An 18,419-nucleotide genomic window follows, 5' to 3' on the forward strand; every position below is an offset into this window, starting at 1 on the left:
TTTCGATTCGCGCCCGCGCGCGCGGGCTTCGGACGGGGCGGCAATTTTCGTGATGCGCCGTCCGGTCAGTCCGGTCGCAGCGCCAACACAAAAATGAAAAGAGGGCCGCCTTGAGCGATCACGACGACACGCCGACCACACCTGAAGACGGGCCTGAAAACGCAGGCGGTCAGCCGCCAGCCTTGCCGGACGGGGTCGGCAATATCGCCATCGAAGACGAGATGAAATCGTCCTATCTCGATTATGCGATGAGCGTGATTGTCAGCCGCGCCATTCCCGATGCGCGTGACGGGCTCAAGCCGGTCCACCGCCGCATCCTCTACACGATGCACGAGAACGGGCAGACCCACGAGAAGTCCTACCGCAAGTGCGCGACCGCCGTCGGTGACGTGATGGGCCGCTATCACCCGCACGGTGACCAGGCGGTCTATGACGCGCTGGTCCGCCTGGCCCAGGAATGGTCGATGCGGATGCCGCTGATCGACGGTCAGGGCAATTTCGGCTCGGTCGATGGCGATCCGCCCGCTGCCTATCGTTACACCGAAGCGCGGATGCAGAAGGTGGCGCAATCGCTGCTGGCCGATATCGACAAGGATACGGTCAACTTCATCGAGAACTATTCGGCCGAACGTCGCGAGCCGGTGGTTCTGCCAGCCCGCTTCCCGAACCTTCTGGTCAATGGGGCCGGCGGTATCGCGGTCGGCATGGCGACCAATATCCCGCCGCACAATCCGGGCGAGGTGATCAATGGGACGCTGGCGCTGCTGGAAAACCCGGACCTCACCGAAGGCGAGCTGCTAGAGTATATTCCGGGCCCGGATTTCCCGACCGGTGGCCTGATCCTCGGCCGCACCGGCGCCCGCAATGCGGTGCTGACGGGGCGTGGCTCGATCGTGATGCGGTCACGCACGACGATCGAGGAAGTCCGCAAGGATCGCATGGCGATCATCGTCCACGAGATCCCCTACCAGGTGAACAAGGCGTCGATGATCGAGAAGATCGCCGACCTGGTCCGCGAGAAGAAGATCGAGGGTATTGCCGACCTGCGCGACGAGAGTGACCGCAACGGCATGCGCGTCGTGATCGAGCTCAAGCGCGACGCCAATGCCGATGTCATTCTCAACCAGCTGTTCCGCTGGTCGCCGATGCAGACCAGCTTCGGGGCCAACATGCTGTCGCTGGTGGGTGGTCGTCCGCAATTGCTGGGCGCGCTGGATATCCTCAAGGAATTCCTGCGCTTCCGCGAGGAGGTCGTGGCCCGACGGGCCAAGTTCGAGCTCAACAAGGCGCGCGACCGGGCGCACGTGATCGTCGGCCTGGCCCTCGCGGTCGCCAATATCGACGAAGTCATTGCCCTGATCCGCCGCGCCCCCAACCCGGCAACGGCCCGCGAGCAGCTGATGGCGCGGGACTGGCCGGCTATGGATGTGGCGCCGCTGGTCGAGCTGGTCGCCGATCCGCGCTCGATGCTGCGTGACGACAACACGCTGCGGCTCACCGAGGAACAGGCCCGTGCCATCCTCGAGCTGCGCCTCAACCGCCTGACCGGTCTCGGCCGCGAGGAGCTGGGCAATGAGGCCAAGACGCTGGCTGACCAGATCGCCGATCTGCTCGACCTTCTGCGTTCGCGTCAGCGCGTGCTCGACATCATCCGCGACGAGCTGATCGAGGTCCGCGACAATTACGCGACGCCGCGGCGCTCGGAATTCGTCGATGCCGAGTTCGATTTCGAGGACGAGGACCTGATCCCGCGTGAGGAGATGGTGGTGACGGTGACGCATGGCGGCTACGCCAAGCGCACGGCCCTGTCCGACTACCGGGCCCAGCGTCGCGGCGGCAAGGGCCGCTCGGGCATGGCGACCAAGGACGAGGACTTCATCTCGACCCTGTTCGTGGCCTCGACCCATGCCCCGCTGCTGTTCTTCTCCAATCGCGGCATGGTCTACAAGACCAAGACCTGGCGGCTGCCGCTGGGCGCGCCCAATACGCGCGGCAAGGCGCTGGTCAATCTCCTGCCGCTCGAGCAGGGCGAGACCATCACCTCGATCATGGCCTTGCCCGAGGATGAGAGCACCTGGGCCGACATGAATGTCATGTTCGCGACCAATAAGGGCACCGTCCGCCGCAACAAGCTGTCCGACTTCGTTCAGGTCAATCGCAATGGCAAGATTGCGATGAAGCTCGAGGAAGAGGACGATCGCATCGTCAATGTTGTGCTCTGCACCGAAGCCGACGACGTCTTCCTGACCACGCACAAGGGCCGCGCGATCCGCTTCCCGGCGACCGATGTCCGCGTCTTTGCCGGGCGCAATTCGGTTGGTGTGCGCGGTATCCGTCTCGCCGAGGGCGATACGCTGATCTCGATGGCCATCCTGCGCCATATCGACGTCACCTCGCCGGAAGCCCGCACCTATATGAAGCACGCCACGGCGATGCGCCGGGCACTGGGCGATGAGGACGAGACCGTCGACGTCGTGGCCCATGACGGTGATGATGACGGGGATGATGAAGCCGCGCTGAGCACAGAGCGTCTGGCCGAGCTGGGCGCCGCCGAGGAATTCCTCCTCACGGTCGCTTCCGACGGCATGGGCAAGCGCTCCTCGGCCTATGACTTCCGGGTCATGGGACGCGGCAATAACGGCGTTGCCGCAACCGACATCAAGCGGGAAATCCCGCTCTCTGCCAGCTTCCCGGTCGAGGATGCCGACCAGATCATGGCGGTTACCGATGGCGGACAGCTGATCCGCTTCCCGGTCGATACCGTCCGCATCGCCAGCCGCTCCTCACGCGGTGTCCGCCTCATTCGCCTGGCCGAGGGCGAGAATGTGGTGGCCGTCGTGCGGATCCAGGATGCCGGTGATGATGCGGTAGATGATGCAGACGGTGAAGCGGGTGAAACCCATGTCGGTCCGGACGACGGGATCGCGCCGGAAGCCGGCGACAGCCCGACCGAATAGCGCCGGTCGCGAGGCGGGATGATTGATCTCGCCTCGCCCTTCTGCCAGACAGGAGCCGGGCACCGGGGGGTGCGACAGGGGCGCAAAGCCCGGGGAGAGAATGGCCATGAACCGTACCGCGCTCTATCCGGGCACGTTCGACCCGCTGACCAATGGTCATATCGACATTATCGGTCGGGCCGTGAAACTGGTCGATCATCTGGTCATCGGCGTCGCGGTGAACGAGGGCAAGAAGCCGCTCTTCAGCCTCGATGAGCGCGTCGAGATGGTGCGCAAGGAAGTCGCCCACTTTGGCGATGGCGCCCAGATCGAGGTGCGCCCGTTCGATGGGCTTCTGATGCATTTCGCCGAAGAGATCGGGGCCCAGTCGATCGTCCGCGGGCTTCGGGCCGTGTCCGATTTCGAGTATGAATTCCAGATGGTTGCCATGAACCAGCAGCTCAATGATGATATTGAGACCGTGTTCCTGATGGCAGACCCGCGCCACCAGGCGATTGCGTCCCGCCTGGTCAAGGAAATCGCGAAACTGGGCGGAGATGTCTCCGCCTTTGTGACGCCGAGTATTGAACGCCTGTTGAAGGAGCGTCTTGCGTGATCATGCGTTTCACCCTGTCTGCCTCACTGGCGCTGGCCCTGACGGCCGGAGCCTGTGCCCGCGAAGCCGAGACCGCCGGCAGCGAGGCCGAAAGCCTCGCCAGCCAGTCTGCTGCAGCTGTCACCCAGGCTGAGACCGCACCCGCGGCCCCGCAATGGGATCTGCCCGACGAGGCCTGGCGCACGGCGGACCAGGAAGACCTGCTCTATATCGACACCGACCACGGCATGGTCATCGTCGAAATGGCACCGGAGTTTGCGCCCAACCATGTCGAGCGCATGCGGACCCTGGCCCATGAGCGCTTCTATGATTTCCTGGTCTGGCATCGCGTCATCGACGGCTTCATGGCGCAGGGCGGCGGCGCCCGGACCAATCCGGGGCATGCGGCCGATGTGGAGGGTCTGGAAGCCGAGTTTACCGTGCGCCGCTCCGGTGAGCCGGTGGTGACCGAGCTGCAGGACCGCATCATCAATCCGAGCGCCTTGCCGCAAATGGCGAAAGCCGGCTTCTGGGACGGCTTCCCGGCCGGGACCCAGACCGCAGCGCTGGCGGCCATTACCGGCGACGGACAGGTCCAGTCCTGGCTGCTGCATTGCCGGGGCGCGGCCGCGGCTGCGCGCACGGGTGACCCGAATTCGGCCCGGAGCCAGTTCTATCTGACGCGCGGCAATGCCGAGCATCTCAATGCGCAATACACATCCTGGGGTCGCGTGCGCGTCGGCCAGGAAGCTGTTGATGCCATCGCGGTCGGCTCGGCCATGGAAGACCCGGGTTTCCGTCCGGACAATATCCGCTCGATGCGGACGGGGGACGAACTCCCGGCCGAGGAGCAGGTGACCATCCAGGTCGCCGATACCGACAGCGCGGCCTTTGCCGCTTATCTCGACACGCTGCGCGACACGTCTGGAAATCTGCCGGACATCTGCGATATCACCGTGCCGACCCGGATTGTGGACTAGTCAATGAGACTAATTCGTGAGGCAGTGCGGTATGCGTCGTTGATGACCGTATTGTTCACGGTGGGCTTCGCGGGGGTCGGGATCGCCTCTGATCAGGTTGCGGAGTACCTCTTCGGTAATGCGCGAGGTTTGCTAGGGACTGTACAAAGACTGGGGATATTCTCGGTTATTGTTTGGTGCGCGTTCTTTGCTCTCGCGAGCTTGATTTTGAATGATAAGGGAATGAAACGGAATGGCTGAAGAACAACTCGTATTCACGCTTGAAGGCGGCGACGTCACCATCAAGCTGCGCCCGGACCTCGCGCCGAAGCATGTTGCCCGCATTACCGAGCTGGCCAAGGACGGCTTTTATGACGGGCTGACCTTCCACCGCGTGATCGACGGTTTCGTCGCTCAGGGTGGTTGCCCGAACGGCAATGGCATGGGTGGCTCCGGCCAGCATATCCCGGCCGAGTTCTCGCCCGAGAAGCACGTGCGGGGCACCATGTCGATGGCGCGCGCCTCTGATCCGGACAGCGCATCGAGCCAGTTCTTTATCTGTCTGGACGACGTGCCCTACCTCAACAACCAGTACACGGTCTGGGGTGAAGTGATCTCCGGCATGGAGCATGTCGATGCCCTGCCGAAGGGTGAGCCGCCGGCCAAGCCGGGCAAGATCATCAAGGCGAGCGTGGTCGAGGCCTGAGCCCGACATTCCACGAGACAACCTGACTGAAAGGCGGCCCCCGGGCCGCCTTTTTTCTATCTGGCGCTGTTGGATCTAGGAGCGGCCCGGTGCTGCACGGAGCCGGGCGACCAGCGGACGGTGGTCGGAACCGGTGTCGGGCCCGACCTCGATCGCGCGTGTCTGCCAGGCCGGTCCGGCGAAGACATGGTCGATCCCGATCAGCATCGGAGGGAGGGGAGGTGCGGACTGCCCGTTGGCGGTGAACAGGCCTTCGGAGGGCCAGCTGGGCAGGGCGATGGAGCGGCGCTCCAGGCCCAGATCGCGTTCGATCCGGGCGAGGGCGCGTGAGGGCGCTGCGGCGTTGAAGTCGCCCATCACAATCATCCGCTCCTGCGGCATCGTCGCCAGTGCGCGAGCCAGATTGCTGCGCTGGCAGGCCTGGGCCGCGCTGGGGAAGGGCCAGGTCAGATGAACCGAAACGATGATCGCCTCGCTGCCATCGGGCAATTCGACCCGGGCCCAGACTGCGGGCGGCAATTCCCAGTCACAGGGAACGGCGTTCTCGAAGCTGACCCCCGGCGGGTGGGTGACACAGCCGCTGTCCTGCACGGGCAGGCGCGAGAGCACCCTCACCGAGCGGCAGCGGGCATGGTGGGGAAAGGACGCCTCGAGCGCAGCAAGCGTGGCCCGGGCCCGCCCGGTCGCTTCCTGCAGCGCAAGAATGTCCGGGTCCAGTTCCGCCAGCACGCGCGTTGCGTCGGCCGGATCGGTGCTGAGCCCCCAGAGATTGTGCGTGACGACGGTCAGCGTGCCGGCGGTGCCCATGGTATCCGCATCGGCGTCCGCGAGGAGGCCGCCGCTCAGCTTGCGTGCCCATTCCGGCGCGGCCGGAAGCGCGATCATGACAAGGCCCAGCGAAAGCAGGATTGGCACGAAGCGGTGCCGGTTGCGGAGCGACACCAGGGTCACCATCGCTGCGAAGATCATCACCAGGGGCCAGATCTGCCGCCAGGCGTCGAAGCCGCGCCAGAGCGGCGCGAGGGTAATGAAAGCGGCCAGGCCGAGCACGGCGCACAGGGCGAATATGGCAGTAATGGTGTGACGCAAGACCGGAGCTCTCGTTTATTCAGCAGGCTTTCTACACGGGAAAGATTGCGAAGCCGTGTGTCCGAATATAGACCCCGCAGCCATGCGTGTTTCTGACTTTGATTTTCATCTCCCCGAGGAGCGGATCGCCCTGCGACCGGCCCGTCCGCGCGATGCGGCGCGGATGCTCCATGTTGCCTCCAACGGCGTGATCGCCGATTTCGGCGTGCGCGACCTTCCCGACCTGCTGCAGCCCGGCGACCTGATGGTGTTCAATGACACCCGCGTCATCCCGGCCGCCCTCAAGGGCGTGCGCCCGGCCCGTGCGGTGGGCGGCGGAGGGGCCGTCGAGGTCGAGGTCAATCTGCACAAGCGCGTGGATGCCGATACCTGGCGCGCCTTCGTGCGTCCGGCCAAACGCTTGCGCAGCGGCGACCTGATCGCCTTTAGCGACACGCTGTCTGCCGAGGTCACCGGCAAGTCGGAGGGCGGTGATGTCCGCCTCGTCTTCAATCAGTCCGGACCGGCTCTGGATGCGGCTATCGCGACCGCCGGCGAAATGCCGCTGCCGCCCTACATCGCCCGCAAGCGCGGCGTCGATGAGCAGGACGAGGCGGACTACCAGACCCTGTTTGCGACCCATGAGGGGTCTGTCGCCGCACCGACCGCCGGTCTGCATTTCACGCCGGAGCTGATGGCGGCGCTGGATGCCCGCGGGGTCGAACAGACCCGGGTCACCCTGCATGTCGGGGCGGGGACCTTCCTGCCGGTCAAGTCCGACGACACCGATGATCACCAGATGCATTCGGAATGGTGCACGATCTCGCCGCAGGCAGCCACCGCGATCAATGCCGCGAAGGCCGAGGGCCGCCGCGTCATTCCCGTCGGCACAACCGCGCTGCGCACGATCGAGAGCCTTGCGACCGGCCCCGGTGTGGTCGCGGCCGGATCGCGCGATACGGATATTTTCATCACGCCGGGCTCGAGCTTTGCCATCACCGACATGCTGATGACGAATTTCCACCTGCCCAAGTCAACGCTCTTCATGCTGGTCAGCGCCCTGTCGGGGCTGGATGTCATGCAGCGTGCCTACGCCCACGCCATCGCGGCGGAGTATCGCTTCTACTCCTATGGCGATGCCTGCCTACTGGAGCGGCGGTCATGACGACCTTTCCCTACGAGATCCACGCCACAGACGGCGCGGCGCGGACCGGCGTCCTGAAGACGCCGCGCGGCGATATCCGTACGCCGGCCTTCATGCCGGTCGGCACGGCGGCGACCGTGAAGGCGCTCTACATGGACCAGGTCAAGGCGACCGGGGCCGACATCATCCTGGGCAATACCTATCACCTCATGCTGCGCCCGGGCGCCGAGCGGGTGAAACGACTGGGCGGCCTGCACAAATTCTCGACCTGGAAAGGCCCGATGCTGACCGATAGCGGCGGCTTCCAGGTCTGGTCGCTGTCCAAGCTGCGCAAGATGACCGAGGAGGGGGTGAAGTTCCGCTCCCATATCGACGGGTCGGAGCATAATCTCACCCCGGAACGCTCGATCGAAATCCAGGCTGACCTCCTGGGCGCTGATATTTCGATGCAGCTGGACGAGTGCACGCCCTTTGGTTGTTCGGCAAAGGAAGCCCGCGCGAGCATGGAACTCTCCATCCGCTGGGGGCAGCGCTCCAAGGCCGCCTTCGGCACGCGCGACAGCCAGGCCCTGTTCGGGATCGTCCAGGGCTCGGTCTATGAGGGACTGCGCCGCGAAAGCGCCGAGCGCCTGATCGAGACCGGCTATGACGGCTATGCCATCGGTGGCCTCGCGGTCGGCGAGGGCTTCGAAAAAATGTGCGATGTGCTCGATTTCACCACGCCGCATCTTCCAAGCGAACGGCCGCGCTATCTGATGGGGGTGGGCAAACCGATCGATCTGGTCGAAGCCGTCGCCCGCGGGGTCGACATGTTCGACTGTGTCCTGCCGACCCGATCGGGGCGTCATGGCCAGGCCTGGTCGGATTATGGCCCGATCAATATCAAGCGCGCCGAATTCGCCGAGGATGACAGCCCGCTCAATCCGGACATCGACTGCCCGGCGAGCCGGGATTACTCCAAGGCCTATCTGCACCACCTGTTCCGCTCGGGCGAGTATCTCTCGGCCATGCTGCTCTCCTGGCACAATATCGCCTATTTCCAGCACCTCACCGCCCGCATGCGGACCGCGATCGCCGCCGGTGAGTTCGAGGTCTTCCGCCGCGACTTCCGCGCGCGTTGGGATGAGGGCCAGGCCGCCGCGGCCGAACGGGCGGGCTGATGGGCGACGTCGCGATCAGCCGGCTGGAGGCTCCGGCTGTGGATGCAGACATCCAGGCCTTTTCATCCCTGCTACGCGACTGTGTCGAGGCCGGCGCCTCGATCGGCTTTCTCGCGCCCTTCACGGCCTTGCAGGCCGAGGCGTTCTGGCGCGACATTGCCGAACAGCTGGCACGCGGCGAGAGGTCCCTGTGGGCGGCCCGTGATGCCGGGACCGGTACCCTTCTCGGGACGATCCAGCTGATCACGGCCCTGCCGGACAACCAGCCGCATCGCGGCGACGTCGCCAAGCTTATGGTCTCGCCGCGGGCCCGTCGCCTAGGGATTGCCCAAGCGCTTGTTGCGGCGCTGGAAAGCCATGCCCGCGAGATCAGTCTGCGCACCCTGGTGCTCGATACCGTGACCGGCTCGGCCGCCGACGGACTCTACCGCAAACTCGGCTGGGTCGAGGTCGGACATGTGCCTGACTATGCCCTCTACCCCGATGGTACGCCGTGCAGCACAACCTTCTTCTACAAGTCGTTATAGCGTCCGGACCCTATTGGACGTCTTCCTCGACCAGGCCGTAGGCTTCAAAAGCCCGGCGCATCTGGGCCGAAGGGCAGCCGAAACCGTCATAGAGGCCGCGCAGATAGGCGCGGCGACGCTGGGCCATGTCCTGCTGTTCGCGTGCCTCGCGCTCGATCCGGCCGGCACCGCCGAGAAAGCGGACGACGGGACGGGCCGGGTTCAGCCCGACAATGGTTGACCGGTAAAGGCCGCGCGCCCCATCGGCAGCCGCGTCCGGTGCCTGCGAGGCAATGTGGGCGCCATGGCCCATCCAGCTGTCATGGTTGTGGTCCTCTTCCTCGGCGAGGCGTTCCTCCTCCTCGATATCGGGCCCCAGAATCACGGTCAGTCGGGCAATATCCTGCGCGACGGTGGAGCAGCGCCGACGCGAGCCGTCGCCGCCGTAGGGTGTCGGGACGGTATCCTCGCCCTCGTCGACCATGATCTGGCCGGGACGCTGCCGCGGCAGGCCGACCGCATCGCCAAAGGCATCGGTGGTTTCCTCCCGCGCGAAACTGCCCGCATTGCCGGCCGACTCGCGCGTTGAACTGCAAGCGCTCGCGCAAATCGCCACGAGCAGACATGCCAAGAGACTCGATCTTCCCGTCATGGGCTGCAGCTTAATCGGCGATTACGGCAAAATCTCATCAAAAATGCTGAAATCCGCAGCCAAACCCCGATTGACCCTCCGGAATCGCGCGTATAGGTTCCGCGCTCCTCGTACGGGGAGCCGATAGCTCAGCTGGTAGAGCAACTGACTTTTAATCAGTAGGTCCAGGGTTCGAGCCCCTGTCGGCTCACCATTTCAGGACTTTCCAGACATTCCGCGGCGAGGAAAACCGGGTTTCGTGCCCGTTATCCTTGACCCGTGCCGCATACCGCACCAGCTTTTCGGCAAGACTCCGGGGAGGGGCATGATGCGTATCCGAATGATTGCGACGGTTGTGGCGGCACTGGCCGTGGTCGGATGTTCCGGCGACGAGGCAGGCTTTACGCCTGTGGTGGCAAGCGATCTGGTCCGGTCGATTGACCAGGGCGAGCTTGGTGGCTTCGAGAGCGAAGAGGGCGCGGCTGTCTGGATGGCGGTGCCCTATGCCGCGCCGCCTGTTGGCGAGCTTCGCTGGCGGTCGCCGCGTCCCGCGGTCGCGTTCGAGACCCGTATGGCCGCGCTTGAAGCCGGACCGGTCTGTCCGCAGATCACCAACAATCTGAGCGCAGTCGACGGTCAGGAGGTCGGTGAGCTGGTCGGCTCTGAAGACTGCCTGACCCTTGATATCTATGCGCCGCGCAATGCCGCGCCGGGTGACGACCTGCCGGTGATGATGTGGATCCATGGCGGTGCCAATGTCTGGGGTTCGTCCTCGGCCTATGATGGTTCGACCCTGGCGAGCGAACAGAATGTGATCATCGTCGCTGTGCAATACCGGCTCGGGCCGTTGGGCTTCCTGGCGCATCCGGCCTTGCGGGCCGAGCCTGGTATTGCCGACGATGCAGCCGCCAATTTTGCCTTGCTCGACCTGGTCGAGGCGCTGCGCTGGATCAATGGCAATATCGAGGCTTTCGGCGGCGATACCGGCCGGGTCACCATCTTCGGTGAGAGTGCGGGCGCCTATAATATTGCCGGCCTGATGGCGATGCCGCAGGCGCGCGGTCTTTTTCACGGGGCGATCATGCAGAGCGGCGGGACTGCATCCGTGCCGCTGACGATTGCCGAGAATGGTGGTGGAACAGACGCGCTAGCCGGGCTGGCCGCGGCGGCGGCGATCGCCGGGCCGGACGCCGACGGGGCAAGCTTGCGCGCCGCTTCGCTGGCGACCGTCTTCGACGCCTATCGTGATGGCAATAATGAGCTGACCTCGCTGCCGCGCATGATCGAGGACGGTGTGACGCTACGGGAGGGTGGTATTCTCGCGGCGGCCGCAGACCCGGACGGTTTTGCGCCGGTTCCCCTGATCTCGGGCACCAATCGCGACGAGATGAAGCTCTACACGGTGTTCGACCCCACCCTGACCCGGCGCCTTGGTCCGCTGGTCTGGCTGCGCGACCGCGACGCCTATGAGGCGGCGGTGGAGTATCCCAGCCGGATCTGGCGCTATAATGCGGTTGATAGCCTGCTCAACCGGCTCGCCGCCAATGGTCGCTCGGACCTCTGGTCGTACCGTTTTGACTGGGATGAGGGCGGCTCGGTGCTGGTCACCAATACGGGCGAGTTGCTCGGAGCCTCGCACGCCATGGAAATTCCATTCGTGTTCAATCATTTCGAACTGTTCGGCTCCTTCGACAGCGTCCTGTTCAATGATCGCAATGCGGAAGGACGGATCGAGCTGGCCCGGACCATGGGCGCCTATTGGGCGGCTTTCGCACGCCGCGGCAACCCGGGTGATGGCGAGGGAATCGGGGCGGACTGGCCCCGCTGGACCGATACCGGAGCGGCGATGCGCTTCGACACGCGTGATGGCGGTGGACCGGAAGTCTTCTCTCGGACCGAGGGCACGCTGGCGATTGCCTCAGAGCTGGCGGGCGATACGCGCATCGACGCGGCAGCCCGGTGCCGGATTGCTGGCGGGATCACCGGTCGGCAACCAAGCCTGAGCGAGGTCTTCGACGGCGCACTGGATTGCTGAGCACCGTCACGGCCTTTCATCGCTGCATCGCAACAACCGGCTGGTCGCGCTGATCAGGCACGCTATGCTGGCAAGGCCAGCGCATGGGGCCTGGCCGTGATTCGGTGGGCGTGATGGACACACTCCTCCTGCAGGCTGCGATCTATCTCGGTGCCGGCGTGATTGCCGTGCCGATCGCTCATCGGCTGGGTCTCGGTTCGGTGCTGGGCTATCTGCTGGCCGGGGTGGCGATCGCACCGATCCTCGACCTGGTCGGGTCGGATCCGGAGAATGTGCAGCACTTTGCCGAGTTTGGCGTGGTGATGATGCTGTTCCTGGTCGGTCTGGAATTGCAGCCGCGACTACTCTGGGACTTGCGTCTGCGCCTGTTCGGGCTGGGTGGATTGCAGGTCGGTGTAACCACTGCGGCGGTCGCGGCCTTCTGTCTGGTCATCGGACTGGACTGGCGGCTGGCCATCGCCCTCGGCCTGATCTTTGCCCTGTCCTCGACCGCCATCGTGCTTCAGACGCTGGGGGAGAAGGGTTGGCTGCGAACCGAGGGCGGCCAGTCCGCCTTCTCGGTTCTGCTCTTCCAGGACATCGCCGTCATCCCGATGCTGGCCCTGATGCCTTTCCTGGCCTTGCCGGGCGGCGAGGGCGTCGCCGGCGATCTTGCGGCCCATGGCGGGGGGGATACGCCCTTCGCGCACCTGCCGGCCTGGGCCCAGGGTCTCGTCACGCTCGGTGTTGTCGGCGGCATTATCCTGGGCGGGCGCTATCTGACCCGACCGGCTTTTCGCATCATTGCCCGCACCGGCCTGCATGAACTCTTCTTCTCGACCGCGCTCTTTCTCGTCATCGGCATCGCCGTGCTGATGAGCATGGTCGGACTGTCTCCGGCGCTGGGGACTTTCCTGGCCGGTGTCCTGCTCGCCGAGAGTGAATATCGTCACGAGCTGGTCAGTGACCTGGAGCCTTTCAAGGGGCTGCTGCTTGGCGTCTTCTTCATTACCGTCGGTGCCTCGATGGAGTTTGCCCTTCTGGGCGACCATCCGGGCCTGATCATCGGGCTGACGCTGGCGCTGATCGGGGTGAAGGGATTGATCCTGTTGGCCCTCGCCTTCGCCTTCCGGATGAAGGGGCGGGCGCGCTGGCTGTTCACCTTCTCTCTGGCCCAGAGCGGTGAGTTCGGTTTTGTGCTGCTGGCCTTTGCCGGCGGCGTCAACGTCATCCCGGACGCGATTGCCGGCATTGCCGGTCTGGTCGTGGCGCTCTCCATGATGGCGACGCCGCTCATCATGATCGTGTTCGAGCGCTGGGTTTCACCGCGCGTTCGCCGCCCCGCGAGTCCCGAGCGCGAGGAGGATACCATTGAGTCCGAAGCGCCGGTCATCATTGCCGGGATGGGACGCTTCGGCCAGATCATCCAGCGCCTGCTGGTGATGGATGGCTACAAGCCTGTCGTCCTCGACAATTCAGCCGAGCATATCGACGGTCTGCGCAAGTTCGGCATCCAGGTCTATTACGGCAATGCGATGCGCCCGGGTCTGTTGGAAGCGGCCGGTATCGCGCGCGCGAAGCTGCTGGTCGTGTGCACCGATAATCGCGAGCGGGCAGTGGAGCTGGTCCATCACGTCAAGCAACGCTATCCGCAGGTCTATGTTATCGCGCGGGCCGCCAGCCGGGAGCATGTCTACCAGTTGCGCGCCGCAGGGGCCGATCTGGCGATTCGCGAGATGTTCGGGTCGTCGCTGGATGCCGCGCGGCAGTCCCTGGAAGTGCTCGGTGAGACGCCTGCCCGTGCCCGCCGCAAGACCGAAGCCTTCGCCAGGCATGACGAGGAGAGTCTGCAGCAGCTGTTCGAGGTCTGGGACGCCGATACCGATGTCTTCGACAATGAAGCCTATATCGACAAGGCCCGCTCCCGCGTGGTCTCGCTGGCCGAGATCATGGCCGAGGATATCGGTGACCCGGATGAGAAGGCCTCTCGCGACGGCCCCGACTGAGCGCCGGTTTCGAGCGCCTCTTTGCGGACCCGCCGGCAGGTTGCACACCGGTTCGAAATGGTTAACGTGATCGTGGACTGGACAGGGGGACAGGGTGGTTCGACGGCATTTTCAGACGGCCATGTCAGGCGCGGCCCTGGCGCTGGTGACGTGCACGTCGGCTCTGGCCTTTCAGACTGCCAACAGTGCTGCCGACTCTGTCGTTGATACAGGTGCGGAGGCGGCCATCAGCCCCGCGCCGGTTGAAACCGCGCGTCCGCCGGCGGACCTGGCCCGATGGGCGGACCGTATTTCGGGGTGGACCGACGTCCATCGCGAGGCAATCGCCATCAGCCTCTTTGACGCCCCCAGTCACGGCCTGCCCGACCTTGATCACTATGCCCGGGCCATCCTCGACGGGACGCGGTCAGAGAGCGAGCGCAACCGTCTCGCCGGTTTGGCCTATCTGCGATATGCGGGGTGGCTGGAGCACGGCCTGATCGACGCGACCACGCGGGCACCCCGCCCACTCGTCGACGAAGAGGCGGAAGTCCTTGTCCGACGGCTGCAACGGGCCTTCGATGCGGGTGATGCGATCGAGGCGATCGAGGACAGCACGCCGCGTGTCCGCGACTATGACGCGCTGCGGCTGGAGATGATGCGGGTGATGGCGGTCACGCCGATCTGGTCCGGCGTCGCGCCCGGGGCCTCGCTTGCGGTGGGTGACCAGGGCGACCGGGTCGACCAGTTGCGCACCCGGATGACTGCAGAAGGTCTGCTCGACGCCGCCTGGCGCGATGGCGACCCGTTCGACGTGCGTCTCGAAACCGCGCTGAGGCGATATCAGGGCGGTGCCAATCTCGCACCGACCGGGCGTTTGGACCAGGCGACCTTGCGGCAGCTCAACCTGCCGCCGGACCGCCGCATCGGCCAGCTCATGGCCAATCTGGAGCAGCGCCGCTGGCGGACCCGCGATCTCGGGCGTCGGCATATCTGGGTCAACCTTGCCGATTTCCGGCTCGAGGCCTGGGAGAATGGCCAACTCGCCCGCGAGCATGAGGTGATGGTGGGCCAACAGGCCAGCTCGACGCCAGAATTCTCCGAAGACATGCAATATATTGTGCTCAATCCGTGGTGGGGCTTGCCGACCGGCTCGGCCCGTCCACGCTTCCAGTCCTTCCGCCGCAACCCGGCGCTTGTCCGCGAGTATGGCTTCCGGATCTATGACCGCTCCGGAGCGCCGATCTCGGTCTATGAGATCGACTGGAGCCGGTGGGACAATGACTGGCCGTACCGGATGTCCCAGCCGCCGGGACCGACCAATCCAATGGGCGAGGTGAAGTTCATTTTTCCCAACAGCAACAATATCTACATTCACGACACCACAGAGCGCGATCGCTTCGTCAGCACGCGCCGGGACTTTTCCGCGGGATGCATCCGCGTTCGAGATCCCCTGGCGCTGGCGGCATGGGTTCTTGCGGAGCAGGACGGTTGGGATCGCGAGCGAATTGACGAGGTCACGGCCGGGAGCTCTCCGAGGGTCATCTGGCTTGATGATCGCATCCCGGTTCACATCGCGTACTGGACCGTGGTCGGCGACAGCAATGGCGAGGTGCGATACCTCAATGACCTCTATCGACGTGATGGCGTTGTCATTGACGCCTATCTGGCAGCCTACGAATCCGAGTCAGGCGAGGCTATTGCTGCAGTGCGGGGTGGCGCTGGCGTGATCTCTGCCAGTTTTGATTGAAGCCGAACCGTTCCGGCTTAAGGCGATGTAATCTTGCTACAGCTTTTTGACCGGTCATTCAGTGGTCGGAGGCTTGCTGGAATCCGCAGCTCACTGAAATTACTGGCCTTTATGGATTGCAATCTGAGGGAATGATCTATGGGTGTCGCATTCCTGCAACGGGCACAAAATTAAACATCAAATGCCTGAAACGCCCGCCATCAGTATGGCGCTCGCGATCTAATTGTAGTAATCAAGGAATAGGAAATAACTCGTATCGGGTAGATCCTCGGGTTCGACATGCGGTCGAAAACGATCAGTCACACCAAGGGAGCGCGGCTCCCGAAGGGGGAATGATGAAGAAACGGCTTTTTACGGCGGTCGCCGTCGGGGCCTTCCTGGCAGCGGCTCCCGCGTTCGCTGATGAAGGCTGGTATGCGCGTGGCGCTGTCGGTTACGGCGGCCCGGGTGACACGGATGTCTCTGGTGCTTTGAATGGTGAAATCCAGGGCGAGAGCAATTACCGCGAAGCGGTCGCTCTCGGCTATGAATGGATGGATGGCTTCCGCCTTGAAGGCGAGCTGGCCCACCGTTACAATGACACCGGTGCTGTCGGTGGCTTCGAGAACAGTCAGAGCGACTTCCAGATCTGGTCGCTCATGGCCAACGCGATCTTCGACTTCAATCCGAATGGCACTTACCATCCGTATGTCGGCCTTGGCCTCGGTCTCGCCGAAACCAGTGGTACGCTGTCTGGCTGGACCACGGGCACCACGCCCCTGATCCCGACACCGGCTGATTACGTCGTTGTCGATGACAGCGACAATCCGTTCGCTTGGCAGGTCATGGCCGGCATCGGCTGGGATCTGACCCAGCGCCTGACCCTGGACACCGAGTACCGCTACTTCTCCACCGGCAGCTCGGATTATGTTCCGGGCGTGAGCGTCGATGGTCTGGGTGGTCACGAGCTGTGGGTTGGTCTGCGTTATTCCTTCGCAGCCCCGCCGCCGCCTCCGCCGCCTCCGCCGCCGCCGCCCCCGCCGCCGCCGCCTCCTCCGCCTCCGCCCCCGCCGCCTCCGCCGCCTCCGCCGGCGTGTGACGACGTGAGCTTCCCGGTCTACTTCGAATGGGATAGCTCAACGCTGACGGCTCAGGCGCGTGCAGTGATTGCACAGGCGTCCAACCAGCGTGGTTCCTGCGGCGTCACCCGCGTGACCGTCGCCGGCTTCACGGACCGTTCCGGTGCAGCGTCCTACAATGTGGGCCTGTCCGAGCGCCGTGCCCGCGTTGTTCGTGACGAACTGGTTCGCCTCGGCGTCCCGGCCAGCACGATCTCGATGGAAGCCTTTGGTGAGACCCGCAACGCTGTTGCGACCGCCGATGGTGCACGCGAGCCGCTGAACCGTCGTACGGAAGTGGTCATCGTTCTCGATTAATCGTCGAACGATCGCTGAAATGAGTGCGGCCCGGTGTTTGCCACCGGGCCGCATTTTTTTGTTTCGGGTTTCATGCTGGAATTTTCATGCGGGTTTCGGGCTGTGTGCGGGCATGATTGGGCGGAAATTCCGCCTTGCTGAGGACGGGCTTGACCGGGTCTTCCGAGCGGTTCACACCGGCTCAAACCTTCGGCGGCATCGAGGCCGCGAAGCGTCAGGAGGACACTGATGAGCAAGCCGGACAAATCCTATCGCAAGCGCGAAATCGCCGGGCATACGTTGAGCCCCGAGACCCAGATGATGAGCTATGGCTATGACCCCAAGCTCTCTGAAATGTCGATCAAGCCGCCAATCTTCCTGACCTCGACCTTCGCCTTCGCGACCGCCGAGGACGGCGCCGCCTTTTTCCGCGTCACGCTCGGCCAGGCCGAGGAGGGAGACCCGGAGGCCGCCGGCCTGATGTATTCGCGGTTCAACAATCCGAACATGGAAGTTCTGGAAGACCGTTTGGCGCTCTATGACGGCGCCGACGAGGCGGCTGTTTTCTCCTCCGGCATGGCCGCGATCTCAACGACCCTGATGGCGCTGACACATGCGGGCTCGGTGATCCTGCAGTCGACCCCGCTCTATGGCGGCACGGAAAGCCTGATCCGGAAATTCCTGCCCCATTACGGCATCAAGTCGGTGGACTTCTTTGCGGGTGCCCACGAAGACGAGCTGCGCCAAGCCGCGGAAGCCGCCATGGCGCAGGGGCCGGTCTCGGTCATCTATACCGAAACCCCGACCAATCCGACCAATGACCTCGTTGATCTGGCAGCCTGTCGCCGTATTGCCGACATGATCAAGGAAAAGCAGGGCACACGCCCGTGGATCGTCGTCGACAACACCTTCCTTGGGCCGGTCGGCCAGGCACCGATCTCGCTCGGCGCGGATGTCGTGATCTACTCGCTGACCAAGTATATCGGTGGCCATTCCGACCTGATCGCCGGTTCGGCGTCGGGATCGAGCGAGGCGATGGCCCAGATCCGCGGACTTCGCGGCTATCTCGGTACCAACCTCGACGCCCATACCTGTTGGATGCTGCTGCGCTCGCTTGAAACGGTGAAGATCCGGATGGAAGCGGCCGCCCTCGGGGCCCGCAAGGTAGCGGAATATCTCCGCGATCACCCCAAGGTCGGCCGGGTGCGGTATCTGGGCTTCCTCGAGAAGGGGACGCGCGACGGTGACGTCTTCCACGCCCAGGCCTCGATGGCAGGCTCGACCTTTGCCTTTGATCTCGCGGACGAGAAGGCGGCTTTCCGCATGCTGAATGCCCTGCAGGTCATGAAGCTTGCCGTCAGCCTCGGCGGGACCGAAACCCTGATTTGCCACCCCGGCTCGACGACCCACCGCGGTGTTGATCCGGAACTGCGCAAGCGCCAGGGCTTTTCCGATGGGCTGGTGCGTATTTCGGTGGGTATCGAGAACCCCGACGACCTTATTGCCGATCTCGAGCAGGCCCTTCAGCAGGCCTGATTGGCGGCCTCAACCCCCGGCTGACTCAACCTGTC

General features: G+C 64.3%; 14 protein-coding genes and 1 tRNA gene. 13 read left to right on the forward strand and 2 right to left on the reverse strand.

Features of this window, described 5'->3' with window-relative positions; all coding sequences use genetic code 11:
* Nucleotides 1–110: 110 nt before the first annotated feature.
* From gyrA to AAA969_RS03645, 4 genes are all read left to right on the forward strand, one after another.
* The gene (gene gyrA, locus AAA969_RS03630; protein WP_338243744.1) at nt 111–2,957 is read left to right on the forward strand and encodes a DNA gyrase subunit A; all 2,847 of its coding nucleotides are present in this window, start codon (nt 111–113) and stop codon (nt 2,955–2,957) included.
* Nucleotides 2,958–3,063: 106 nt separating this feature from the next.
* Nucleotides 3,064–3,552 (forward strand): pantetheine-phosphate adenylyltransferase, encoded by a 489-nt coding sequence (gene coaD / locus AAA969_RS03635; RefSeq protein ID WP_338243746.1) that lies wholly within the window; start codon nt 3,064–3,066, stop codon nt 3,550–3,552.
* 2 nt (nt 3,553–3,554) lie between these two features.
* Nucleotides 3,555–4,511: a peptidylprolyl isomerase gene (locus AAA969_RS03640; protein WP_338247210.1), complete on the forward strand. Its 957-nt coding sequence runs from the start codon at nt 3,555–3,557 to the stop codon at nt 4,509–4,511.
* A 232-nt stretch (nt 4,512–4,743) separates the two neighbouring features.
* On the forward strand, nt 4,744–5,196 hold the full coding sequence (locus AAA969_RS03645; protein WP_338243748.1) for a peptidylprolyl isomerase: 453 nt from the start codon (nt 4,744–4,746) through the stop codon (nt 5,194–5,196).
* Between the two features lie 75 nt (nt 5,197–5,271).
* Here the strand turns inward: AAA969_RS03645 and AAA969_RS03650 are convergent, their stop codons facing one another.
* A complete protein-coding gene (locus AAA969_RS03650) occupies nt 5,272–6,285 on the reverse strand; it encodes an endonuclease/exonuclease/phosphatase family protein (protein ID WP_338243750.1) in 1,014 nt (337 codons plus the stop codon).
* Nucleotides 6,286–6,367: 82 nt separating this feature from the next.
* On the opposite strand from AAA969_RS03650, the gene queA reads away from it, so the two are divergent.
* The 3 genes from queA to AAA969_RS03665 are packed head-to-tail and all read left to right on the forward strand — an operon-like array spanning nt 6,368 to nt 9,095.
* Complete coding sequence (queA, locus tag AAA969_RS03655) at nt 6,368–7,429, forward strand: tRNA preQ1(34) S-adenosylmethionine ribosyltransferase-isomerase QueA (protein WP_338243752.1); 1,062 nt, start codon at nt 6,368–6,370, stop codon at nt 7,427–7,429.
* Nucleotides 7,426–8,568: a tRNA guanosine(34) transglycosylase Tgt gene (gene tgt, locus AAA969_RS03660; RefSeq protein ID WP_338243754.1), complete on the forward strand. Its 1,143-nt coding sequence runs from the start codon at nt 7,426–7,428 to the stop codon at nt 8,566–8,568. Before queA ends, tgt begins: the two co-directional genes overlap by 4 nt.
* The gene (locus AAA969_RS03665) at nt 8,568–9,095 is read left to right on the forward strand and encodes a GNAT family N-acetyltransferase (RefSeq protein WP_338243756.1); all 528 of its coding nucleotides are present in this window, start codon (nt 8,568–8,570) and stop codon (nt 9,093–9,095) included. Before tgt ends, AAA969_RS03665 begins: the two co-directional genes overlap by 1 nt.
* 10 nt (nt 9,096–9,105) lie before the next feature.
* Here the strand turns inward: AAA969_RS03665 and AAA969_RS03670 are convergent, their stop codons facing one another.
* Nucleotides 9,106–9,705, reverse strand: a complete 600-nt coding sequence (locus AAA969_RS03670) for a hypothetical protein (protein WP_338243758.1) — start codon at nt 9,703–9,705, stop codon at nt 9,106–9,108.
* A 138-nt stretch (nt 9,706–9,843) separates the two neighbouring features.
* Here AAA969_RS03670 and AAA969_RS03675 point away from each other — a divergent pair.
* The 6 genes from AAA969_RS03675 to AAA969_RS03700 all read left to right on the forward strand — a co-directional run bounded on the left by AAA969_RS03675 (nt 9,844) and on the right by AAA969_RS03700 (nt 18,384).
* Nucleotides 9,844–9,919 (forward strand) — tRNA-Lys (locus AAA969_RS03675).
* A gap of 111 nt (nt 9,920–10,030) precedes the next feature.
* A complete protein-coding gene (locus AAA969_RS03680) occupies nt 10,031–11,740 on the forward strand; it encodes a carboxylesterase/lipase family protein (RefSeq protein ID WP_338243760.1) in 1,710 nt (569 codons plus the stop codon).
* A 113-nt stretch (nt 11,741–11,853) separates the two neighbouring features.
* Nucleotides 11,854–13,725 carry a monovalent cation:proton antiporter-2 (CPA2) family protein gene (locus AAA969_RS03685; RefSeq protein WP_338243762.1) on the forward strand — a complete coding sequence of 624 codons (1,872 nt, stop codon included), beginning with the start codon at nt 11,854–11,856 and terminating at the stop codon, nt 13,723–13,725.
* Nucleotides 13,726–13,846: 121 nt separating this feature from the next.
* Nucleotides 13,847–15,454 carry a L,D-transpeptidase family protein gene (locus tag AAA969_RS03690; protein WP_338243763.1) on the forward strand — a complete coding sequence of 536 codons (1,608 nt, stop codon included), beginning with the start codon at nt 13,847–13,849 and terminating at the stop codon, nt 15,452–15,454.
* A 335-nt stretch (nt 15,455–15,789) separates the two neighbouring features.
* Complete coding sequence (locus AAA969_RS03695) at nt 15,790–16,869, forward strand: OmpA family protein (protein ID WP_338243765.1); 1,080 nt, start codon at nt 15,790–15,792, stop codon at nt 16,867–16,869.
* A 228-nt stretch (nt 16,870–17,097) separates the two neighbouring features.
* On the forward strand, nt 17,098–18,384 hold the full coding sequence (locus AAA969_RS03700) for a cystathionine gamma-synthase family protein (RefSeq protein WP_338243767.1): 1,287 nt from the start codon (nt 17,098–17,100) through the stop codon (nt 18,382–18,384).
* Nucleotides 18,385–18,419 lie beyond the last annotated feature (35 nt).

The organism is Maricaulis maris (genome assembly GCF_036322705.1).
GTDB classification, from domain to species: domain Bacteria; phylum Pseudomonadota; class Alphaproteobacteria; order Caulobacterales; family Maricaulaceae; genus Maricaulis; species Maricaulis maris_B.